11 protein-coding genes are annotated in these 24027 nt (G+C 58.6%); 7 read left to right on the top strand and 4 right to left on the bottom strand.

From position 1 onward, the window contains the following. Positions 1-462 precede the first annotated feature (462 nt). The 7 genes from G505_RS0115090 (at position 463) to G505_RS0115125 (ending at position 18174) form a co-directional block, all read left to right on the top strand. Positions 463-3099, top strand: a complete 2637-nt coding sequence (locus tag G505_RS0115090; protein ID WP_028110309.1) for a TonB-dependent receptor — start codon at positions 463-465, stop codon at positions 3097-3099. A gap of 567 nt (positions 3100-3666) precedes the next feature. Beyond that, complete coding sequence (locus G505_RS0115095; protein WP_028110310.1) at positions 3667-6564, top strand: TonB-dependent receptor domain-containing protein; 2898 nt, start codon at positions 3667-3669, stop codon at positions 6562-6564. Between the two features lie 455 nt (positions 6565-7019). Beyond that, positions 7020-9845: a TonB-dependent receptor domain-containing protein gene (locus G505_RS0115100; protein WP_028110311.1), complete on the top strand. Its 2826-nt coding sequence runs from the start codon at positions 7020-7022 to the stop codon at positions 9843-9845. A gap of 276 nt (positions 9846-10121) precedes the next feature. Then, positions 10122-12029 carry a methyl-accepting chemotaxis protein gene (locus G505_RS0115110; RefSeq protein WP_028110312.1) on the top strand — a complete coding sequence of 636 codons (1908 nt, stop codon included), beginning with the start codon at positions 10122-10124 and terminating at the stop codon, positions 12027-12029. Positions 12030-12254: 225 nt separating this feature from the next. After that, a complete protein-coding gene (locus G505_RS0115115; protein ID WP_028110313.1) occupies positions 12255-13328 on the top strand; it encodes an efflux RND transporter periplasmic adaptor subunit in 1074 nt (357 codons plus the stop codon). Beyond that, a complete protein-coding gene (locus tag G505_RS0115120; RefSeq protein WP_028110314.1) occupies positions 13328-16456 on the top strand; it encodes an efflux RND transporter permease subunit in 3129 nt (1042 codons plus the stop codon). The genes G505_RS0115115 and G505_RS0115120 overlap by 1 nt, the downstream gene beginning before the upstream one ends. A gap of 197 nt (positions 16457-16653) precedes the next feature. Continuing rightward, positions 16654-18174 carry a zinc-dependent metalloprotease family protein gene (locus tag G505_RS0115125; protein WP_028110315.1) on the top strand — a complete coding sequence of 507 codons (1521 nt, stop codon included), beginning with the start codon at positions 16654-16656 and terminating at the stop codon, positions 18172-18174. Here the strand turns inward: G505_RS0115125 and G505_RS21745 are convergent. From G505_RS21745 to G505_RS0115145, 4 genes are all read right to left on the bottom strand, one after another. Then, positions 18134-18337 carry a DUF2897 family protein gene (locus G505_RS21745; RefSeq protein WP_035385465.1) on the bottom strand — a complete coding sequence of 68 codons (204 nt, stop codon included), beginning with the start codon at positions 18335-18337 and terminating at the stop codon, positions 18134-18136. The genes G505_RS0115125 and G505_RS21745 overlap by 41 nt on opposite strands. A gap of 82 nt (positions 18338-18419) precedes the next feature. After that, complete coding sequence (locus G505_RS0115135; protein ID WP_028110316.1) at positions 18420-19862, bottom strand: efflux transporter outer membrane subunit; 1443 nt, start codon at positions 19860-19862, stop codon at positions 18420-18422. Beyond that, positions 19855-22905 (bottom strand): efflux RND transporter permease subunit, encoded by a 3051-nt coding sequence (locus G505_RS0115140; RefSeq protein WP_028110317.1) that lies wholly within the window; start codon positions 22903-22905, stop codon positions 19855-19857. Before G505_RS0115140 ends, G505_RS0115135 begins: the two co-directional genes overlap by 8 nt. Positions 22906-22916: 11 nt before the next feature. Continuing rightward, on the bottom strand, positions 22917-24017 hold the full coding sequence (locus G505_RS0115145; RefSeq protein WP_028110318.1) for an efflux RND transporter periplasmic adaptor subunit: 1101 nt from the start codon (positions 24015-24017) through the stop codon (positions 22917-22919). Positions 24018-24027 lie beyond the last annotated feature (10 nt).

The following is a 24027-nucleotide window of genomic DNA, read 5'->3' on the forward strand; positions in this document are numbered from 1 at the left end:
CTCCGGATGAGATCATTGCCCATATCCTGTTTGACGATGTCGTCGAAAACGCCACGCATGAAAAAGTTAATGGTCTCGATATGACTCAAATTTGTGATGCAGATCCTTTGTGATCAAGCGGAGTTCAAACCATTAATGAATAAGTATTCGCTACGATTAGAGTCATTATACGAGAAATTTATGGATGAGTTATGTAGAGGAAATGTTATCGGAATTTACATGGTTAACGTGTGGCTATTCAGTTATATCGCCGTAATTTGAGACCTGAATAAAATTTGGTTTTAAATTGCACGGTGGGCGGCAACAAGGCATTAACATTGACAACTTTGGCCTTACATTTAACTAGTTGACACAATGTTGTAATCAAGTGCAGCATTAGCGTCGAGTAGCAAACTCGTTATCAACAAAAATGAATAAAATGGCGTAAACAGTAAAGTTTGCGTCACTTTAGGGAGAATTATAATGAGAACCCATACCACAGTTGCGAAGTCTGTTCGCCGTGTAATGCTGTTGGCTGCTGGTGCCACCGCATTTGGCGGATTTGGCGCTTACGCTGCCGAGGAAAATGGCGATGTAGAACGCATTGAAGTGACTGGTTCCCGCATTAAGCGGACCGACATGGAAGGGGCCACCCCAGTAAGCATCATCGATGCTGAAACCATGGTTAATGAAGGTATCTTTACCGCTGCTGATGCTCTGCGTAAGAGCAACTTCAACAGCTTCGGTTCCTTCTCTGAGTCCTCAGGTAACAGCTGGCAGTCTCAGGCCACTGTGAGCCTGCGAGGCCTGGGCTCCGACCGTACTCTGGTACTGATCAACGGTCGTCGTATCCCTGGCTCCCCAACTACCGGTGGTTCCTCCGTTAACCTGAACACCCTGCCTATGGCGGCTGTTGAGCGTATCGAAGTGATGACCGACGGTGGTTCTGCTGTATACGGTTCTGACGCCGTAGCCGGTGTTGTTAACATCATCACCAAGAAAGGCTTCGAAGGCCTGACTGTTTCCGGTGGTGTTGGTGATCGTCAGCACGACGATGGCACCAACAGCTCCGAGTTCTCCATCCTGGCTGGCATGAGCTCCGATAAGGGCAACCTGACCGTTTCCTATGAGCGTCAGCAGCGTGACGGCATCTATGACAAGGACCGCGATTACTCCGCGCCTTGGGCGACTGACCTGAACGGTGACGGCGTCATCGACATCTATAACGAAACCGACGGTTACTCCTACTACGGTGCGACCATCAAAAACCCTGAAACTGGCCTGCTGGAAGCGTCCCCTGATTGTGACAACCTGGCTGCCAACGTAGATGGTTTCTACGGTGAGATGGGCGGTGCTGCCTGGGGCCCTGGTAACGCTGTTTGTGCTTACGCCTACGGCAACATCTCCACCAACAAAGCCTCTCTGGACCGCAACACTCTGTATGTTGATGCCAGCTATGAGATCGCCGAAGACGTTGAGTTCTTCTCTCAGGCGATGGTAAGCCGCGTAGATTCCTGGGGTCGTTTCGCGCCTGCCGCTGCGTCCTGGAGCAACGTTCCTGCCAACAGCACCCACAACCCTTATGACGAAGAGACCAAGGGTTACTTCCGTTGGTACCAGTTGGGTAACCGTAACAGCGACGTGACCGACGTGTCTCACGACCTGCTGGCCGGTGTTCGTGGCCTGCTGGACATCGGTGACGGTGTAGACTGGGAAGTTTACTACCACTACAACAAGGCCGATAACAAGAACGTTGGTAACACCTACCTGAGCTACTCCGGTCTGGATTACAACCTGAACAACGACATCCCTCTGGACAGTGAAGAGGGCGTGGCCAACATGGGTGCCACCACCCTGCAGGAAGACAAGCTGAACTTTAACCAGTTGTATGCTGGTGCCAGCTTTACCCTGGGTTCCCTGCCTGCCGGTGATATCGGTCACTACTTCGGTGCCGAGTACATCGAGTACACCTACAGCTCTCAGGTTGACGCTCAGTCCGAAGCCGGCCTGGTGGGCGGTGGCTCCGGTGGCAGCTCCGCCGGTGAGCGCGACGTAACCGCTGTGTTCTATGAGACCGTGATTCCTGTAATCGACACCCTGGAGCTGAACCTGGCTCTGCGTTACGACGATTACTCCGACTTCGGTGACAACATCGCGCCTAAAGCGTCCATCCGCTGGAATGCCACTGACGACATCGTAGTTCGTGCTTCCTGGGGCCAGGGCTTCCGTGCTCCTGCCCTGAGCGAGCTGTTCTCTGCTGACTCCTTCAGCGCCGAGTACGCCACTGACTATGTAAACTGTCAGAACATTGGCACTGCTCTGGATAAGTGCTCCGAAGTACAGTACGACACCTTCTTCAAGGCCAACCCCAACCTGAAGGCGGAAGAGTCCACCACCTACAACTTCGGTGTGGCTTGGGACATCACCGATTGGGCTGGCATCAAACTGGACTACTACAACATCCAGGTTGAAGACGCCATCAGCACCATCAGTGTGCAGGATCTGATCTGGGCCGAGTTCCTGGGCCAGGAACTGGACATCGAAGGCGTGTCCATGACCCGTAACAGCAACGGCACCATCGAGCTGGTTGAAACCACCTATGTAAACGGTGCTGAGTTCAACGTTGAGGGTGTGGACATTGAGCTGGACCTGAACCACGACACCGAGTACGGTGAGTTCGGTTTCAACATCTCTTCCAGCTACATCATGGCCTACGAAGAGGAAGCCTATTACAACGGTCCTGTTCAGGATACCGCCGGTTGGGCTCTGCAGCCTGAGTGGAAGGCCAACGCGACCTTCACTTACGCCCTGGCTGATCACCGCTTCTCCTGGAACATCAACTACACTGGTGACACCTTCGAGGAGACTGCGCCTGAGTTCGATGCTGAAGGTAACCCAACCGGTACCCTGAAGCCATCCGGTCACCTGCCGTCTTGGACCATTCACAACGCGACTTACGCCTACACCTCTGACGGTTACGGCGAGATCCGCTTCACTGTGAACAACGTCTTTGACCGTGACCCAGTACTGGACAGCGACGGTAAGTACGCCAACAACTTCGACTACCTGTACAACAACTTCGGTCGTGAGTACCGCGTAAACTACAGCTACAGCTTCTAAGCTGAAGTCAGTCGACAAAAAGGCGAGCCTGAGGGCTCGCCTTTTTTTTTGAATTATCGCCTTGATGAATCGAATATTTATGCAGTCACGAGTGAGTGGCTCTGCTAATTCCAAGCCATTACCCTTTATTTACGAAGTTAAGATGACTTTTCTTCAATTATCTCTGGCTCTAACGAAGGGTGAAAATTGCGCAAGATTTCGCTAAATATTCACGATGTTTATTGCAAAATAATTTCTTCAACAGAACAAAAAAGAGACAAACGAAACGCAAATTGTATTTAAATTTGTCATTAAATTAGGTTTGTCTTCTTAAGGGTTAACAAGTTGGCATCATGTTAAAGTTGCTGGTGACTGTGGCTTAGAGGCCTGATTTGTCAGTAAGTGTCAGTTTCTGAATTTACAATGGAGTGACGGATATAACAATATGTTAAAAACTTGAGCGTGATCAATGTCATTGACTCTTGTCGGCGTGAAATGCAGCATCATCGCGAGGTTGGAGCAACCTTAAAATAACAAAACCCCATAAGAATTAGCGAATAGAATCGCTAGAGTGGAGATATTATTCGAATGATGATGCAATCAATTGTGTCACGCGCCGTGAAGGGAGCAATGCTGGGTACTCTGGCTTCCGCGACCCTGATCAGCAATGTGGCTTATGCAGAAGAAGGCAGTGAGAATGAAGTTGAGCGTATTCAGGTAACTGGATCGCGAATCGCCCGCCCTGAATTTACTCAACCAGCGCCCATCGTAAGTATCGGTTCCGAAGAAATTGCAAAATTCGGCAACGTTGACCTGGGCTCTATCCTGGCTGAGCTGCCCTCTGTTGGGGCGACTGACACCCTCGTAGGTAACAACAACAGCAATGCTTCTGCAGGTATCAGCTCTGCTGACCTGCGTCGCCTTGGTGCCAACCGAACTCTGGTTCTGGTCAACGGCAAACGCCACGTAGCCGGCGCGCCTGGTTCTGCACAGGTTGACTTGACCACTATTCCATCGGCTTTGATTGAGCGTGTAGAGATCGTAACTGGCGGAGCTTCTGCAATTTACGGTTCAGATGCCGTATCTGGCGTAGTCAACGTCATCCTCAAGGAAAACTTTGAAGGATTTGAGTTTGACGTAGCTTACGGCGACTCTACCGAAGGTGTTGGAACAAAGGACCATAAAATCAGCCTGCTCGGCGGTGCCGATTTGTCTGATGGCCGCGGTAACGTCACTTTCTTCGCGAACTACGATCGCACGAAGGAAGTGATGTCCAAGGACCTGCGGCAGCTGGATGGTTGGGGTACCATTAAGAACCCGAATGACACTGGTGAAGATGATGGCATCCCAGATCGTCTGCGTGTACCTCGTGTATACTCCGAGATGATCAATGCAACTGGTGTTATCAACCCATTTGGCGGTGCTGCAGGTCGATGGACTTTCGACGACGCTGGCAACCCAATGTTGCAAACTGAGCGTGACCAGTCTAATAGCTTTGCTTTCGGTAATTTCCCGAATGGATGTGATACCTGCTTCGATCCAGAAAGCTATGAGAACTATATTCCTGGTGTTGAAAGAATCACTGTTGGCTCCACTTTTAATTACGATCTGACTGATAACCTTCAGTTCTACAGTGATTTCAAGTATGTAAGCTCTGATATCAAACAGCAGTACCAGCCGTCTTTCCGTTTCGGAAACATCAGCATCAATGTTGAAGACAATGCGTTCATGGACGAAACCCTGCGCAAGACTCTGCTGGATGCTGGTCAAACTACCGTCAGCATGGCTAAGTTCTTTGATGAGCTTGGAAATCGTTCCGCAGACAACCAACGTGACCTGTTTCGCTTCGTAAGCGGTGTTAAGGGTGACTTTACTCTGAGCGAGACCGACTTTAACTACGAGGTGTTCTACGTATGGGGTGAAACCCGCAACGAACGTAAGACACTTAACGACCTGATTCCCGACAACTTTGTTGCCGCTGTTGATTCTGTCATTGATCCTGCAACCGGCGAAGCCGTTTGCAGAAGCCAACTGGCCAGCGCGCAACCTGATGGATATGAGGATCCCGCGTCCGTTAATGGTGATCAGTGCGTGGCTTATAACCCCTTTGGTTTAGGTCAGGCTTCTGAAGCAGCGCGCGACTTTGTGTCTGCAGATGTCACTCGCAACGACAAAATCACTCAGCAGGTCATGGGGGCAACTCTGGCCACAGATTCCAGTGAACTGTTTGAACTGCCTGGCGGACCTGTAGACGTAGTTGTAGGCTGGGAATATCGAGAAGAGACCTCAGCATCCACTACTGATGAGTTTACAAAAGCGGGCCTGGTTGGCAGCGCTGCAACTCCAGATTCCTACGGTGAGTATGACGTTACCGAGTACTTCATCGAGGTTAACTTGCCACTGATTCAAGGCATGACTGGTATTGAAGAGTTGAGTGTAGATGGTGCTTTCCGTGGTGCTGACTATTCCCACGCTGGTAACGCGGATGCCTGGAAGTTTGGTGTGTTCTACGCACCCTTCGATGGCCTGAGTTTCCGAGGTACTTTGGGTGAGGCAGTACGCGCTCCCAACATCGGTGAAGCTTTTGACCCACAATCTCCAGGCTTTGCTCGTGTAAGCGATCCTTGTGATTCAGATAATATCAGTGATGATCCGGATCGTCTGGCAAACTGCACCGCGCTGGGCATGCCCGCAGGCTTCGAAGCTAACGATAATGTGAGTGTAGATACTCTGTCCGGCGGAAACCCAGACCTGAAGTCCGAGACCTCCAAGTCTAAGACAGTGGGTGTAGTTTGGAGCCCAGACTATGTCGAGAACCTGTCTATTACTCTGGACTACTACGACATCGAGATTGAAGATGCGATCGTTTATGTACAACCTCAGAACGTAGTAGATAACTGTGTCGACGCCACAGGTGGCCCAGACGCCGGTTACTGCTCTCAGGTTGATCGTGATCCCAATACTTTTGATATTACTCTGGTTCGCTCCGGTTACCTGAATGCTGCTGCATACAATACCCGTGGCTTCGAGTTCCAGGCGAGTTACTCCATGGAAGTTGGTCCAGGTGAACTGGATCTGAGCTTGGTAGGTAACAAGCTGCTGGAGTTGGAAAAGTTTGAGTTCCAAGATCGTCCTGATGAAGTGAATAATGAGAAGGGAGAGGTGGGTGATCCAGAACTGCAGTTCCGCTTCACCGCAAACTATGAGTGGGATGACCTGACTGTTAACTGGTCTACCCGTTTCGTTGATCGCTCCGTAACTTATGACGTATCACCAAATGGTGGTTCGCCAGAAGATTTGGATCCTTCTCACGTACCTACCATGATCACTCATGATCTGGGCGGTAGCTACCACGTGAACGAGTTTGTTTCTGTAAGAGGTGGTATCCGCAACCTGTTTGACAAACTGCCTCCAGGTTACACCACTAATCCAATCTACGATTTGGTTGGTCGTCGCTTCTACCTGGGCGTAAATGTTCGCCTGTAATAGGTAAAGTACGAGAAAAGGCGCGGTTGTTACCGCGCCTTTTTTACCTCTTCAGAAGTTCAGCGGGTAAGAACATCACACTTGCCATCCAAGTAATCGCATCTCAGCTTCCAATGCTGGCCAGTGCCCTGGTGAGTCCGCAATGGAGCAGGATTGACAGCTCCCCTACTCAGGAATAGGTGCATCGAGGCTTTTAGGCTGATGTGCGCGGCCCAACCGACGTTACTCAAATGCAAGCTAAATGTAACCGCATGACTTTATTCGAATAATATTTTGATTTTGGTCTCACACTCATACGGTTTCACCTAGCCGGTGACTCCTTTCATGAGAAAATAGCCCCCAATTTTTTAGATCGCATCTTTTCTGAAAAGGCTCTCTTTTCGGCCTCTTCGGATGAGTTGCGAACAGACTGATGTTTTATCCGCCATTGTCTGGCGGACGGAGATAATTTGCTGATGAAGCGTTCAGTGGTTTCTCGAGCCGTGGTCTCGGGATTATTCACAACCCTAATTACTGCCACCCTGACCAGTGGCGTGGCGACAGCGACAGAGGCGGAGATAGAGCGCATTACCGTTCTGGGCACCCGCATTGCCCGGGAGGGGACCCTAACCCCGACGCCGGTGACCGTGGTGACCGGGGAGAGCCTTATCAATACCGGGGCGGTGAACATTGCCGAGGCCCTGAACGAGCTGCCAGCCCTGGCCAGCAGCGGTGCCCTGGCCAGCTCCACCGTGGATGTCGGCGGTGGCGGACTGAGCGTACTGGATCTCAGGGGCATGGGCTCGGAACGCACCCTGGTGCTGGTGGATGGCAAACGCCACGTTTCCAGCAGTGTCGGTGACTCCAGGGTGGACATCAACACCATTCCTCTGGAGTGGGTGGAGAGCGTGGAGATCATCACCGGCGGAGCCTCGGCCATCTACGGAGCCGACGCGGTCACCGGTGTGGTGAACTTCCGTTTGAAGCGTGATCTCCAGGGGCTGACCTTGCGAGCCATTGCCGGTAGCGCGGATGACAGCGACTTTAATACCCGAAAGTTCTCCCTCTCCTACGGCCAGGATTTTGATGACGGCCGGGGCAATGCCGCCCTGTCTCTGGAGTACGCCGGTCAGTCCAAGCTGGGCGCCCTGGACAGGGAGGCGACTGAGGACTCCTGGACCACCATGACCGGCACCGACACCGTGGAGCGTTGGGTTCAGGGGGGCTATTACGGGGTTAACAATGCCGGAGTGGTGTTCGGCCCCTGGCACGGCCTTGGCGACAGCTACACCTTTGCCGACGATGGCTCCCTGGTGACCATCGACACCGGCGACGAGGCGGAGGGCCTGAAATGCGGCGCCTCCTGCAACTACTACGAGAACCTGCGTCAATGGGAAACCCTGCAGCCCAAGCTGGACAGCGTCACCGCCAACTTCAAGGGCCACTACGGTCTGGGCGATGAGATGGAGGCCTACCTGGAGGCCAAGTGGTCTCGAACCGACGCCCACTATGCGGGGCCACCGGCGTTCTTCCTCGGCAACCTGCAGCTCCAGCGTGACAACGCTTTCATCGGCGCCGACCTGGGTCAGCTGATGGATCAGAACGGGCTGGGCAGCATCATGCTCAACCGCTTCCTGAACGACCTGGGGCCGCGCAGTGAGGAGAATGAGCGCACGGTTCAACGATATGTGCTGGGCGTGAAGGGGGAGCTGGTCGATGGCTGGGAGCTGGACGCCTTTGGTCTCTTTGGTCAGTCCGATCTGCGCCGGGAGAACGGCAACAACCTGGTCAACTCCAGGTTTGCCAAGGCCGTGGATTCGGTGCTGGTCGACGGTGAAGCGGTGTGCCGTTCCGAGGCCGACCGGGCCGAGGGCTGTGTTGCTCTGAACCTCTTTGGTGAAGGCTCCATCACCCCCGAGATGCGCGATTACATCAGCACTACCTCGGTGATGAATGCGGTGCTGCAGCAGACCGTGCTGGGCGCGTCTGTGACCAATCCGGCCTGGTTTGCACTGCCTGCGGGAGAGGCCGGTTTTGCCGCGGGGGCAGAGTACCGCAAGGAGAGCATGAAGACCCGAGAGGATGAGCTGGCCGCCTCGGGCGATACCTTCTTCCCCGCCTACGCCAACGAAGATGCGCACTACGATGTGTCCGAGGTGTACGCGGAGCTGAGCCTGCCGCTGGTGGCCGATCAACCCGGTGTGGAATCTCTGGAAATGGATCTGGCCGCGCGCTACTCCAACTACTCCAGTTCGGGCGACACCACCAGCTGGAAGCTGGGACTGAGCTGGGTGCCTGTGAAGGACCTCAGGGTACGCACCACCCTCTCCAGCGCCTTTAGGGCGCCCAGCCTGGGTGAGTTTGCCGGGGCGGAGAAAGACGGCTACTACCCCATCAATGACAGCTGCAAGGCGAGCCGCCTCGCCGAGCTGACCGAGGAACAGCGTGCCATACGTGCCGGTAACTGCGCCTCCCTGGGAGTGCCGGCCGATTTTGATTCTGACTATGACACCGTGGACCTCAAGGGGGTTGAGAGCGGTAACGACAAGCTGGAACCCGAAGAATCCCGAAGCTTCACCGCCGGCCTGGTGTACCAACCCGGCTTTATCGACTCTCTGACCCTTACCCTGGATTACTGGGACATCGAGATCACCGATGCCATCGCCAAGGTGGGGGCGCAGAAGATCATCGATCGCTGTCTGGACAACCCCACCGGCACAGACAACCCATACTGCGACTTGCTCAGTCGTGATCCCGTGACACATGAGTTGACCCATCTGGTCAACACCTACACCAATGTGGCCAAGCAGGAAGCGTCAGGTGTGGACTTTGAGATCGGTTACGACACCGCGCTGGGTGAGGGGGACCTGAGCACCAGCTTGGTTGGCACCTACCTGATTGGACGCAACGAGTATGCCTTTCAGGACGACCCGGCGGTCAAGGAGGAGTTCGCCGGTACTCCGGATTACGCCAAGTGGCAGGCGAACCTGATCACCACCTACAGCCTCAGTGACTGGGGTGTCGCCTGGACGCTGCGCTATATGGATGGCGTGGATGTCTACACCCCACAGTTTAATGATGATTTCACCAAACCCTACTCAACCATCATGAGCTACGGCACCTATGTGGTGAACGACGTACTGATGCACTACACCTGGGACAACGGCGTGAGACTGGGCCTGGGGGTCGATAACCTGTTTGACCGTGACCTGCCGGGTCACTCCATGGGCAATGTGACCGGCATGGCTGGGTATGACAACGTGGGGCGCTTCTACTACCTGACCTTTGATTACTCCCTGTAGTCTGCGATTCGACAAAGGCCCCATCTGGGGCCTTTTCTCTATCTAAGCCCGGACTGAATCAGTGGAAAGCTGTGCCATGAAATGATGTTAAATTACATTCGTTTGAGGTTTTGGTGAAAAATGATCAAAAACAAGTCAGTCCAGTCGAAATTTAATCGCGTCGCGCTTCCAAATTTGTAATAAAAGTACATAATCTCCCCCATCTGAATATTAATTCCCAATGACGCTACGCGTCACATGTTTGGCACCGGTCGACGTGCCCCCCGGAGGAGAACGATGAAACTGAACCAGCTGACCATTCGCAGCCGCCTGATGATGATGGTGCTGCTGTCGGTACTGGCATCCACCCTGGTCATTGGCATTATCAGCCAGTGGGAGGCGCGTAAACTGCTGGTAGAGAGGATGCAGCAATCCGAACTGCCCAACCTGGTTCAGCGGGTGCGCAACGCCATCGATCGAGAGATCAGCATGATGAGTGCCATCTCCTACACCATCGCAGCCAACCAGTCCGTCCTCGACGCCCTCGACGGCGGTCTTTCTCCGCAAGAGGAGCGCCATCTGGTGGCCAGCCTCGGCAGTGTGGCTAAACAGTACAACCTGAGTAACGTCAGCTTTGCCGATCGTCAGACCGCCGATTATTGGAATCAGGATGGTTTCCTGAGGCGTCTGAACAACGACAATCTGGATGGCTGGTTCTTCGCCTTCCGTGACAGCGGCAGTGCCTCACAAGTCAGCATCTATACCTACCCCGAGGGCAACAGCGACCTATTCGTCAACTATCAGCTACTGGACGGCCGCGGCGCATCCGGCATCTCTCGCTCTTTCGACGACATGCTCGACTATCTCCGTCAGTTCCGTATCGAGCAGTCTGGCTTTGTCTACCTGGTTGATGGCCAGGGGCAGGCGATGGTTCATCCGGAAAAGAAGCCGGGTCAGGCTCTGTCTCTGGCGGAGCTGCACGGCGATGTGAACTGGTCGCAGTTGTTGAAAAGGCAGTCCTTTGCCTTTGTTGAGGATGATGCGGTGATCATCGCGGCCAGTTATGTGGACAGCCTGGGCTGGTACGTGGTGGCTGAGGTACCCAAGGCGGAGCTCTATGCCGGCCTGAATGAATCCCGCAACTACATCATCCTTTGTGCCCTGGGGGTGCTGCTGGTCTTCGGTGGCCTGGGCGTGTTGCTGGCCAACTCACTGTCGCGGCCGATCAACGCTCTGGCCGGTGTGTTTCAGGAGATGGGCCAGGGCGAGAGCGATCTCAGTCACCGTCTTCGTGACCAGGGCCAGGATGAACTGGCCAGGGTGGGCAATGGCTTTAATGGCTTTATTGGCAAGATTCGTCATGCCATTGCCGATGTGGCCCAGACCTCCAGCCTGCTGCGCACGGCGGCGACCGAGGTTTCTGCCAGCGCCGAAACCGGCCGAGTGGAGAGTGAACGGCAGCGGGATGAGACCCTGGTGACCGCCTCGGCCATCGAGGAGATGGGGCTGACCATTGGCGAGATCGCTCGAAATGCTGCGGAAGCGGCCGACGTCGCCGAGCGTGCCAACCGGGAAACCGGCGATGCCATCACCGTGGTAGAGGACTCCAGCCGTACCATCGCCACCATGGCCGAGGAGATGGAGCGGGCCGGCGAGGTGATTGAGGAGCTGGCCAATCAGAGTGAGGCGATCGGCGCCGTGCTGGAGGTGATCCGCTCGGTCTCCGAACAGACCAACCTGCTGGCGCTGAACGCTGCCATCGAGGCGGCACGGGCCGGCGAGCAGGGCAGGGGATTTGCTGTGGTGGCCGACGAGGTGCGTAACCTGGCACAGCGTACCAATGAATCCACCGAGGAGATCCAACAGATGATCACCTCACTGCAGACCGAAGCACGCCGGGCGGTGGAAGCGGTCAACAGCGGCCGGGCCCAGGCGGGTGCCGGTACCGAAGCCGCGGCCCGTACCGGCGATTCGCTGGCACAGATTGCCGAGCAGATTCGGGCCATCGCCGATCTCAACCTGCAGGTGGCGACGGCCACCGAGGAGCAATCCAGTGTGGTCACTCAGATCACCGACCATGTCACCAACATCAATGACGGTACCGAGCGCGCCACCCAGGCGGCGGCAGAGATGGCGGGGGCCAGTCAGGCTCTGTCCGATCAGGCTCAGCAGCTGGAGCAACTGGTGGGCCGCTTCCGCCTGTAACTCAATCAGTCAGTGACACACCGGGTCCGGCGTTTGCCGGGCCCACATCCGACTCGGAGTCTTGTGCGTATCTTGATTGTCAACATTGTGTGGCCACTGTCACAGTTGGTTACCAATTGAATCACATCTTAAAGCCAACAGTGGATGGCTCAAGCTGGACGGCTTGGTACCCTATAGGGCAAAGCCCCGCAGGAGGGCTGTAAGCAATCAACTAGGCAAGAGATAATGAAAAAAACCATAGTTGCCGGAATCGTTTTCGCGCTGGGCGTGGCGGGGGCGATCTATCACAAAGAGACCAGCAAGGGCGAGGGAGCCCGGGGCAAACCCAGGGGCACCCCCTCCGTGGTGGTGACCCAGGTGGCGGCCGAGTCGATGCGCCGTGAGGTGGAGGCCCTGGGCACCGTCAAGGCCCGTGAGTCTGTGGTGATGTCGGTGAAGGTGACCGAAAAAGTGGAGGCGGTCCACTTCGATGACGGCCAACGGGTGGAAGCCGGCACCCTGCTGCTGACCCTGAGCGACGGCGAGCAGCAAGCCAAATTGCGTGCGGCCCGGGCCAACCTGCAGGAGCAGCAAAGGGAATACAATCGCATCAAGGACCTGGTTCTGGCCAAGACCATTGCCAGCTCCGAACTCGACAGGCTGGCCACCTCGGTCGATGTGGCCAAGGCGACCCTGGCGCAGTACCAGGCGGAACTGGATGCCCGCTACCTGCGTGCCCCCTTCTCCGGTGTCCTGGGGTTTCGTGAAGTCAGCCCAGGTACCCTGGTCACCCCAGGCACCGAGGTGACTACCCTGGATGACATCCAGGTGGTGAAGCTGGACTTCCCGGTGCCTGAGCGTTTCCTGGCCCAGCTCAATCCAGGTCGCAACGTCGAAGCGACCGCGGCCGCCTTCCCCGAGCGGGTGTTCACCGGCACCGTGGTCAGCGTCGACAGCCGGGTGGATCCGGTGACCCGGGCTGTGGTGGTGCGGGCCAACATCGACAACCTGGATCTGGCCCTGCGTCCCGGCATGTTGATGACCCTTAAGCTGATTACCGAACAGCGGGATACCCTGGTGGTGCCCGAAGAGTCGATCATTCCCCTGCAGCAGCGCCACTATCTGTTTGTGGTGACGCCGGACAACCGCATCGAGCAACGTCAGGTGGAAGTCGGCCTGCGCACCCGGGGGCGGGCGGAGATACTCTCCGGCGTCGATGCCGGTGAGACCGTGGTGACCCGAGGCATCATGAAGGTGCGCCCGGGACAGGAGGTGAACACCCGCAGCGGTGAGCCCTTCACTGTGCGGGGTGCCGAGTAATGCTGCTGACCGATCTGTCCGTCAAGAGACCGGTGTTTGCCTCGGTGATCAGCCTGCTGCTGATCGCCTTCGGCCTGGTCTCCTTCGACAAGCTGCCGCTGCGGGAGTACCCCAACATCGATCCGCCGGTGGTGGAGATCTCCACCAACTACCGGGGCGCCTCTGCTGCCGTGGTGGAGACCCGCATCACCCAGATCATCGAGGACCGCATCGCCGGCATCGAAGGGATCAAGAACATCTCCTCCTCCTCCAGGGATGGCCGCTCTTCGGTGACCCTGGAGTTCAACATCGAGCGGGACATCGACGCTGCCGCCAACGACGTGCGCGACCGGGTCTCCGGACTGTTGAACAATCTGCCGGAGGAGGCGGATCCCCCCGAGGTGCAGAAGGCCTCCGGCAGTTCTGAAGTGATCATGTGGCTCAACCTGCAGTCCTCCCGAATGGACACCCTGCAGCTGACCGATTACGCCCGTCGCTATCTGGTGGACAGACTCAGTGTCATCGACGGGGTGGCCAACATCCGGGTCGGCGGCGGCAAGGTGTACGCCATCCGCATCTGGGTGGACCGCCAGGCCCTGGCGGCCCGGGACCTGACGGTGACCGACATCGAATCCGCCCTGCGCGCCGACAATGTGGAGCTGCCGGCGGGCAGCATCGAGTCGGAAAACCGCCACTTTTCGGTGCGGGTGCAGCGCAGCTTCCTGGCGCCGGAGGATTTCTCCCAGCTGGTGGTGGGCCGCGGCATGGACGGCTACCTGATTCGTCTGGCGGACGTGGCTCATGTGGAGCTGGCCTCCGAGGAGGAGCGCATCAGCTTTAGGGGTAACACCGAGTCGATGATCGGCCTGGGGGTGACCCGACAGTCCACCGCCAACACCCTGGAGGTGGCCCGGGCGGTCAATGCCCTGGTGGATGAGCTCAATCCCACCCTGCCGGAAGGGATGGAGATCAAGCGTTCCTACGATGCCTCGGTGTTTGTTCAGGCCTCCATCGACGAGGTGTACAAGACCCTGGGCATCGCCATGTTGCTGGTGATTGTGGTGATCTACCTGTTCCTGGGCAGCGTCCGGGCGATGTTGATCCCGGCGGTCACCGTGCCTGTGTCTCTGCTGGCCACCTTCGTAGTGCTCTATGCCCTGGGGTTCACCATCAACCTGCTGACCCTGCTGGCGCTGATTCTGGCCATCGGCATGGTGGTGGATGACGCCATCGTGATGCTGGAGAACATCCACCGCCGGGTGGAGGAGGGGGAGTCGCCGCTCAAAGCCGCCTTCCTCGGCGGGCGCCAGGTGGCTTTCGCCGTTGTCGCGACCACCCTGGTGTTGATCTCGGTGTTTATGCCCATCGGCTTCCTCGAAGGGGACCTGGGCAAGCTGTTCAGGGAGTTTTCCATCGCCATGAGTGCGGCGGTGGCCTTCTCCTCATTGATCGCTTTGTCACTGAGTCCGATGATGTGTTCCAAGCTGCTCAAGCCCGCCTCAGAAGATCCCTGGCTGGTGCGCAAGGTGGATCAGGCGATGGAGTGGCTCAAGTCACAGTACCGGGACTCTCTCAAGCGCTGGGTGGCTCACCCTGTGCTGGTGGTGGCCATCATCGTCTCCGCCATGGCGGGCAGCGCCTTCCTGTTTACCAAGGTGCCCTCTGAGTTTGCTCCCAGGGAGGACCGGGGTTCCATGTTCATCATCATCAACGGCCCACAGGGGGCCAGCTACTCCTTTATGAAGGACTACATGGATGAGATTGAGCACCGGTTGATGCCCATGGTGGAGTCCGGAGAGATCAAGCGCCTGCTGATTCGTGCCCCGCGGGGCTGGGGTCGGGTGGCGGACTTCTCCGGCGGCATGGCCATCATCAACCTGGAGGACTGGGGCCAGCGTCGCAGCGCCTTTGAGATCATGGCCGATATTCGCAGCCGCCTGTCGGATCTCAGCGGCGTCCGTGCCTTCCCCATCATGCGTCAGGCCTTCGGCCGCGGGGTGGGCAAGCCGGTGCAGTTTGTCATCGGCGGTGGCAGCTATGAACAGCTGGCCCAGTGGCGTGACCAGATCATGGAGGCCGCCAAGGACAGCCCCATGCTGGTGGGACTGGACCACGACTACAAGGAGACCAAGCCACAGCTTCGGGTGGTGATCGACCGCGACCGGGCCGGAGACCTGGGGGTGTCCGTCAGCACCATCGGGCGGACTCTGGAGTCGATGCTGGGTTCGCGCCTGGTGACCACCTTCGAACAGCAGGGCAAGGAGTACGATGTCATCATCGAAGGGCAGAGGGAGAATCAGAATACCGCGTCGGATCTCTCCAACCTCTATGTGCGCTCCGCCTCTTCCGGTGAGCTGATCCCCCTGGCGAATCTGGTGTCGGTAGAGGAGTACGCCGATGCCCCCAGGCTGAACCGCTACAACCGGATGCGCGCCATTACCCTGGAGGCCAACGTGGCCGATGGTTACACCCTGGGGGATGCGCTGGGTTACCTCAGCGGCCTGGTGGATGAGCTGTTGCCGGTGGATGCGGTGGTCAGTTACAAAGGCGCTTCTCAGGACTATCAGGAATCCGGCGATGCGGTGGTGTTTGTTTTTGCCCTGGCCCTGGTGGTGGTGTTCCTGGTGCTGGCAGCCCAGTTTGAAAGCTACATTCACCCCCTGGTGATCATGCTGACGGTTCCCCTGGCGACTCTGGGCGCCTTGCTGGGCCTCTACTTTACCGGCCAGAGCCTCAATATCTACTCTGAGATTGGGGTGATCATGCTGGTGGGGCTGGCGGCCAAAAACGGCATTCTCATCGTGGAGTTTGCCAATCAGCTGCGGGATCAGGGGATCAAGTTTGAGGAGGCGATCATCGAGGCGGCGGTACAACGTCTGCGCCCCATCATGATGACCGGCATCACCACTGCCGCCGGAGCGGTGCCCTTGGTGCTGGCTACCGGGGCCGGCTCCGAAACCCGCTTTGTGATCGGCGTGGTGGTGCTCTCCGGCATCCTGGTGGCCACCCTGTTCACCCTGCTGGTGATTCCGGTGATCTACAATTTGCTGGCCCGCTACACCACCTCGCCGGAGTTTGTCGCCAGGCAGCTGGATGAGGAGCTGGCCCAGGAGGATCTCTACCTGCTCAAACGGCGCAGCGGCGAGTAAGGCAGGCCACCGGCAGCTCGGCGTCATTATCAGCCGAGTTGCCGAGTCCAAAGATGAACAACCAAGCGCCACCGTCAGGTGGCGTTTTCCTTTTCGGTCAATCCTTTAGTTCTTGCCTGGCTATTGCAACAAAAAGGGCACTAAGGTCAGAGGCATAGACTAGCCTTAAGGAAAACAGGAGCAAAAAGGGGAAGGGCATGATCACGAGACTTTCCGGCTTGGCCGGGCTGATGTTGGCGACGACCGCCGTGGTTGCCGAGCCTGTGTCCATGGGCAGCGACGGCCTGTGGAACCCACAGATGGCCGCTGAGCTGGAGACGTTCAGAGCCAACCGGATGGTCACCCCACTGGCGCTGCCCGGCGCCCGGGAGGTGGATATGCTGGTGTGGCTGCCGGATTGGGCTCAGCCCTACCCAAACTATGGGGAACTGCAAGCCATGGTCAACGCCATGGTGTCAGCCACCAACACCTATATGGAAAACTCCCAGGTGGCGGTAGAGATCAAGCTGAAGGGGATCATTCCCCTGAGTACCCTGAGCGAGCAGGGGGCTGCCGACGCTCTGGTGACCGACTTCAGTCAGCTGGATGAGGTGAATGATGCCCTCAATCTCCACTATGGTGCCGATCTGGGAATGCTGCTTGTGCCCGAGATGGACGATGCCGCCGGCATCGCCTTCTTGCCCGGGCGGCACTCCGTGGTGACCTACAACGGGCTGTCCGACAGCATTCGCAACTCTGTGGCGGCCCACGAGATTGGTCATAACTTCGGCGCCGGGCACGAGGGCAACGACAGCGCCCTGTTTCCCTACAGCCATGCTTTCGACTGCGGCTTTGGCCGCACCGTGATGTGGTCCTTCGTTTCCCCCAGTACCTTGCCGAGCTTCTCATCGCCTCTGCTGAGTTCACCTCTGGGCTGTGGCGATGCGGTCGAAGCGGACAATGGCCGTACCCTGAACGAGTCTGCCGAGTTTATCGGGACCCAGGCTGCCCCGGTGGCGATACGGGGTACCCTGGATCTGGACAGCTCTCCTTCGTCCGTAGAGGAGGGGGAAGCGTTTGAGCTTGGGGTCAGCCGCAGTGATACCCAGGGGCGGGCTGCCGCCACCCTGCTGGTGAGCGTGGATGGAAGTGAACGCTTACTGCCGCTGACATTCCAGGCTGGTGTTGAGCGCACTACGGTGAGCCTTCAGGTGGCCCCGGACAGTGCTCAGAGCAATCGCACCCTGACGGCCCGGCTGCTGTGGCCGGGCGGGGTGGCCCTGGGGCGGGATCAGCATTCGGTTCAGGTCATCGACAGCAGTGTTGGTGCCACCGGCACCGCGGTGTTCAGCCAAGCCAGCTATCAGGTGACCTCGGGTCAGGTGCTGGCCATAGTCCTGAACCGGGAAGGGGGCAGCAGCGGTCCCTTGACGGTACAACTTGAGACCCGGGATGGCAGCGCCCAGGCGGGAAGGGATTACACTGCGCTGAATCTGCCGGTGAGTTTCGCCGATGGTCAGTTGAATCGCACCGTGAATCTGGTGACCTTCGACCTGGGGGTGTCCCGAAACCTGACTCTGATGCTGACCGCCCCAGGTGGGCTGACCAGCCAGGCAACGGTGTCCTTGGTACCCCCGGTTAGCGTACCGCCCGACAGTGGCGGTGGCGGCAGTGCATTCGCATTTGGATGGGGACTGGTTATTGCCCTGGCTTGTCTGTGGCGTCGCCGTCGTCGCTAGTGTCGCCGTCGGCGTCTTCGCCTTTGTTGCGGGGGGCCTTGGGCAGGTTGGGCTTGCCAAATTGGGGCATCTTGTAGTTGGCGGTGTACTTGAGCACCATGATGTTGCTGACGATGACGCCGAGGATCAGGGCGATCAGCAGCCAAGCTTGCCATTTTTCCATTAGAGGGTCTCTTGAGTCACGTTCCTTGGTTTAAGTGTACCCTGAATCTGGGCGTACCGGCAGGGCCGGCACGCCGCCTACCTCAACTTTCTGACCAACTGCCTCCGAGAGACTGGTACAGGGCCACCACCAGCTGCCCATGCCGGGTCCTGGCCTGAACCAACGCTGCGTTGGCCTGGTGCAGCGAGGCCCTGGCCTTGAGCAGATCCAGGGTCCCTGCCAGGCCCGAGTCTGTCAGGCTCTGGGTACGGGATACCGCCTGTGCCACCTGGTCCCGGGAGCGGATCAGGGCCTGTAGGTTCTGCTCACTGTAGCCATAGGCGCTGAGCAGGGTCTCCACTTCGGAGAAGGCGCCGAGCAGGGTACGCTGATAGTCCAGGGCGGCGATGTTCACCTGAGACTCGGCCACGGCCTCCATCGCTTCTCTCAGCCCACCGTCGAACAGGGCCCAGTTCATGCCAGCACCAAAGCTCCAGGCGCTGCTGCCATTGGCAAACAGATCGCTGAAGTCGCTGGCCACCACCCCGGGAGTACCGGTGAGGGAGAAGCTGGGGTAGCGGCGGGCCATGGCGACGCCCAGTTCGGCGTTGGCGACCTTCATCTGCCTTTCCGCCAGGCGGATGTCGGGGCGGCGCTGCAGCAGCTCGGAAGGTAAGCCTATGGGGATCACCCGGTGGATCTGAGGCAGGGGAGCGGCTTGCCTGAGCTCGTTGAGCAGGCTGCCCGAGGGTTGGCTGAGCAGGATCGCCAGGCGGCGGCCGTGGACCTCGATGACGCTATCCAACTGAGGCAGCAACGCTGCTACTGCTTCGCGCTGCGCCGCCACCCGAGCGGCTTCAGAGCTGGAGGTGAGGCCGTGGGCCTTAAGGCTGTCGATTCTGGGCTGAATCTGCTCCAGGTCGGCCAGCTGAGCCCTGAGCAGTGTGTGTTGTTCCTGGGCGCTGCGCAGCTGCAGATAGTTGTTGACGACGGCGCTGACCACCATCAACCGGGTGCCGTCGGCGATGATCGCCACCTGCTCGGCCCTGGCATCGCTGGCGTCGATCAGACTGGCGGTCTTGCCGAAGAGATCCGGCTCCCAAGCGACCCCCAGTCCCAGATAGGTGGCGTCCAGATGGCGGGAAGCCAGGGGGAAGCCCAGGGGCTGGCCTCCCACACTGGGGTTACGCAGCGGCCCGCCTATGGGCCCCTGTTCACTGAGTTGTCCGGCCACATAGCCCGCCCCCAGGCCCACCTGGGGTAGGCTGGTGGCGGAGACCGCCTGTCGGTAGCTGCGGGCCAGCTTAACCCGCTCCTGAGCGGCGAGCACCGTCAGGTTGTCGGAGAGCGCTCGGCTGACCAGGTGATCCAGGGTGGGGTCCTCAAACTGGGTCCACCAGTGCAGATCCGCCTGCTGAGCCGAGGTGGCGGCGGATGCCTGCCACTGCGCCGGCTGCCAGCTCGGGGCGTCCGGAGCCTGGTACTGGGGCCCCACGGCGCAGCCGCCTAGCATCAGGGGCAGCAGGGGGAGTAAGTACTTACGCATCGCGTTGTTCCTCTTGGGTGGGCACCTTATAGAGCACCGCATAGATGACCGGCATAATCAGCAGGGTCAGGAAGGTGGCCAGGCTCAGGCCGCCGATGATGGTGGCGGCCATGGGGCCGAACAGCGGATCCCACCAAAGGGGAATCATCCCCAGCACCGTGGTCAGGGCCGCCATGCTGATGGCCAGAGTCCGGTTGAGGGCAGATTCCACCAGGGCATCGAAGGCGGAACGCCCTCTTGCCAACTCCAGGTTGATCTGATCCATCAACACAATGCCGTTTTTGATGATCATCCCGGTAAGGGCGATGGTGCCCACGATGGACATGAAGCCGAAGGGCTTGGCCGACAGCATCATGATGGGAACCACACCGATGGAAGCCAGCGGAATGGTCAGTGCGATGACGGCGGGCTGCCTCAACCCGTTGAACATGGCCACCATCAGGATCAGCATGAAGACACCGGCTTTCGGCAGTTGAGCGAAGATATCCCGAACCGATCTGTCTTCGTCGTAGAACTCGCCACCCCACTCCATGTGGTAGCCCTCGGGCAGGGGTATGGCTTCAATCTTGTCGGCGATTTCCAGCCGGGCCTGGGAGGCGTAAACCCCCTCCACGTCGGCCTGCACCGTCATGGTTCTCTGCCGGTTCCGGCGCCAGATCTGCCCCTCCTCGAACTGCAGTTGGAAGCCGTCCACCACCTGACCCAGAGGCACAACATGGTTGCCCAGCAAAGGGGTGACCGGCAGAGTCAGCAGAGAGCTGAAGTCGTTTCTGCGCACTTCGGGGCTTCGCAGCAGCACCGGCAGCCGGTCACGACCCTGATAGAGGCTGGTGACCATAAAGCCATCGGTGGCCCGCGCCAGGGCGATGTTGACGTCGTTACGGCTAACACCGGTGAGCCGTGCCCTGTCCTGATTGAATATGGGGACCAATACCTTGGAGGGCTGGCGCCAGTCATCCCGGACGTACGTCAGGTTGGGGTGAGCGTTCATGATCGCCTTGGCCTGACTGGACAGCTGGCGCAACACTTCGGGATTCGGGCCGCTGAATCGGGCCTCGATGTTGAACTTGTCCACGGTGGCCAGCTTCAGGGGACGGAACCTGGGCTCGGCATGGGGAAAGTGGGCCTTGAGGTAGGCGTTGCCCCGACGGCGCAGCTGAGGAATCTGCTCATAACTGTCCAGATTAACCAGGATCTGACCGTAGGCGGGATCGTTGGGCTCGGGCTCGTAGGTCACGGTGAACCTGGGGGCACCGCCGCCGATGAAGCTGGCAATGCTGTTGACCTCGGGCTGCTCCAGCAACCAGGCCTCGATCTTGGCCATGTCCGCCGCCGTCTGGTTGATGTCGCCCCCCTGGGGAAGCCAGTAATCCACGAAGGTGATGGCTCTGTCGGAACCGGGCATAAAATTCAGCACTACCTTGGTGCTGAGCACGGCGGTGACCACCAGGGCGCCGCCAATCACGCTAAGCGCGGTTTTGCGGTTGTTGAGGATCCAGGTGATCGCAGTTCGGGCCGTGCCCTGCCAGGTAGGCACCCCAGCGGCATCGTCGGCGGGTTGGTAGAAGGCCCAGCACATCAGTGGGGTCACGGTCACCGCCACCACCCAACTCAGCAGCAGGGAGGAAGCCATCACTTTGAACAGGTCGATGGCGAACTCTGCCGCCGCCGTCTGGCTGAACAGCACTGGTGAGGTGGCCGCCACGGCGATCAGGGTGGCGGCCAGAAGGGGGAGCTGGGTCTCGGTCACCGATTGGGTGGCCGCGACCCTGCGCTCGACGCCGGTGCGAACCTTGGCGATGTAGAGATCGGTGATGACGATGGCGTTGTCCACCAGCATCCCCAGGGCCAGGATAAAGGCACCGACGGAAACCCGGTGCAGGTCGACGCCGGCAATCAGCATATAGACCAGGGTCAGCAGCAGGGTGATCCCCAGGCTGGTGCCGACTATGGTGGCGCTTCGCCAGCCCATGAAGATCCACAGCACCACCACCACGATGGCCACGGCGCTCAGCAGGTTGCCGGTAAAGTTATTGACCGACTTCTGCACCTCATCGGGCTGGAATACGATGGTGTGCACCTTGACGCCGGCGGGCATCCGCGACTCAAACTCGGCCATTGCCTCTTTGAGGCTATCGCCTATGGCGACGACGTTGAGGCCATCTTTGGGGTTCACCGCCAGGGTGATCGCCCGCTGGCCATTGAACCGGTTCATCACCAGGGGCGTCTCGCTGTCGGCTTCGAAGAGGTCGGCGACGTCTCCCAGCTTGAATCTCTGGTTCTCCACGGGGCCGGCTCCGGCGCGCAAGATCAACGCGTTCATCGATTCCACCGAGTCCAGGGTGTCCGCATGGCTGAGGCGAACCCGCTCGTAGCCCAGGGTCAATTGCCCGGGGTGACTGATGAGGCTCTGGCTGTAGAGCTGGTCCAGCAGCTGAGCTGGGGTCATCTGGTATCTGGCCAGGCGGGCTTCATCGATCTCGATAAAGACCGCCCGCTCATGCAGACCCTGGACAGTCACCTTGTTGACGCCATCCACCGCGTTCAGCTGGCGTTGGAACAGCCGGGCGTAGTGGTTGAGCTCCCGGGGTGGAATGCCATCGCCGGTGACCGCGAACATCATGCCAAACACTTCGGAAAACTCATCCACCACCACGGAAATTTGGGCTTCGAGGGGCAGCGCCAACTTGACGTCATTGACCTTGCGCCTGAGCAGATCCCACTGTTGGGGCAGTTGCTCCCCGGTGGTGGTTTCCACCAGATCGACGAAGATCATCGATTGGCCGGGGCGACTGACCGAGCGCAGCTTCCACAGACGCCCCATCTCCTGCAGCTTGCGCTCCATGACATCGGTGACCCTGAGCTCCACCTCCTCGGCACTGGCGCCGGGGTAGAGGGTTACGACCGCGGCGGTTTTGACGGTGAAGGCGGGATCCTCCAGCTTGCCCAGGGCAAAGTAGCCATAGAGGCCCATCAGGCAGAGTAGAGTGGTGATGAAACTGGTGAAAAAGCGCCGGTTGATGGCGATGGAAGCGAAATTCATGCTCGGCACCCTCACAGCTCAACCTGGCGATCACCCAGCAGGACGTCACCCACCTGTGCACCGTCGTCGAAGTAGGGGGCGCCGGATATCATCACCACGTCGCCCTGGTGCAGCGGGCCCTGCACCTGAAGCTGATCGCGCTGATAGCCGACCACCTCGACCGGAGTTCTTACCACCCGGCCATTGTCGATGACGCAGACGTAGACCGCGCCTTCCTGAGACTGCACAGCGCTGCTGGGCAGCAGGAAACCAGGGTGTCGTTCCAATGGCAGAGCCAGGGTCATCAGGCCGGTTTGCTCCGGCCAGGCCCCCTGGGGCTGGCGGTCCAGGGTGGCCGTCACCTGAAAGGTGCGGCTCATCAGGCTGGCGGAGTGGCTGATCTCGGCGAGTTCTGCTTCGAACTCCTCGGGATGATCGTTGAGCCGCAGAGCCGCCTTCATGCCGATGTCAGCGCGATGGGCCAGTTGTTCAGGCAGGTCCAGCCTGATCTGATAGCCGGCTTCCCCATGAAGAGTCAGCACACTCATCGCCGGGATCGCCTGTTCATGGGCCTCGATGCTGACCCGGGACACCACACCGTCGAAGGGCGCGGTCAGTACCGAGTAGCCAAGGGCGTCCTGCATCATCTGAAGTCGCTGCTCGACTATGGTTACCGCTGCGGCGGTTCGCTCCACTGCGGTGTTGGCCCGGTCCAGTTCAACCCGGGCGATGGCATCGTCGTTGTCTGCCGCCGCTACCCTGGCGTGTTCCTGCTGTGCCTGACGGGCCTGGGCCCTGGCTTCCGCCAAACGGGCCTGGTATTCGGCGACCTGCACGTCGAAGTCGTGGGGATCCAGGTGCATCAATACCTCGCCTTTGCGAACTCGCTGGCCCTGGTGAACCAGGACACTCTGCACCGGCCCGGCAACCCGAAAGGCCAGTTCAGCCTGTTCTGCCGGCTCCAGGGTGGCGGGCAGGGAGACCAGCTCCATGGACTGAGGTTGGGACAGCACCACGGCCCTGACCGGGCGTGGCGTTTTATCGGCGACGATAGGGGCCTGTGGGGTGCACCCCTGCAGCAGCAGGCCCAGGCACAGGGTTACCGCGGTGACGGAAGAGGAAGGGCGATTCATCAAAGCCTCG

This window comes from Ferrimonas futtsuensis DSM 18154 (genome assembly GCF_000422645.1).
Taxonomy (GTDB): domain Bacteria; phylum Pseudomonadota; class Gammaproteobacteria; order Enterobacterales; family Shewanellaceae; genus Ferrimonas; species Ferrimonas futtsuensis.

What these genes read in the sequence shown, in the direction of transcription:
- G505_RS0115090 (WP_028110309.1), top strand. Translation starts at nt 463, where the DNA reads ATGAGAACCCATACCACAGTTGCGAAGTCTGTTCGCCGTGTAATGCTG.
- G505_RS0115095 (WP_028110310.1), top strand. Translation starts at nt 3,667, where the DNA reads ATGATGATGCAATCAATTGTGTCACGCGCCGTGAAGGGAGCAATGCTG.
- G505_RS0115100 (WP_028110311.1), top strand. Translation starts at nt 7,020, where the DNA reads ATGAAGCGTTCAGTGGTTTCTCGAGCCGTGGTCTCGGGATTATTCACA.
- G505_RS0115110 (WP_028110312.1), top strand. Translation starts at nt 10,122, where the DNA reads ATGAAACTGAACCAGCTGACCATTCGCAGCCGCCTGATGATGATGGTG.
- G505_RS0115115 (WP_028110313.1), top strand. Translation starts at nt 12,255, where the DNA reads ATGAAAAAAACCATAGTTGCCGGAATCGTTTTCGCGCTGGGCGTGGCG.
- G505_RS0115120 (WP_028110314.1), top strand. Translation starts at nt 13,328, where the DNA reads ATGCTGCTGACCGATCTGTCCGTCAAGAGACCGGTGTTTGCCTCGGTG.
- G505_RS0115125 (WP_028110315.1), top strand. Translation starts at nt 16,654, where the DNA reads ATGATCACGAGACTTTCCGGCTTGGCCGGGCTGATGTTGGCGACGACC.
- G505_RS21745 (WP_035385465.1), bottom strand. Translation starts at nt 18,337, where the DNA reads ATGGAAAAATGGCAAGCTTGGCTGCTGATCGCCCTGATCCTCGGCGTC.
- G505_RS0115135 (WP_028110316.1), bottom strand. Translation starts at nt 19,862, where the DNA reads ATGCGTAAGTACTTACTCCCCCTGCTGCCCCTGATGCTAGGCGGCTGC.
- G505_RS0115140 (WP_028110317.1), bottom strand. Translation starts at nt 22,905, where the DNA reads ATGAATTTCGCTTCCATCGCCATCAACCGGCGCTTTTTCACCAGTTTC.
- G505_RS0115145 (WP_028110318.1), bottom strand. Translation starts at nt 24,017, where the DNA reads ATGAATCGCCCTTCCTCTTCCGTCACCGCGGTAACCCTGTGCCTGGGC.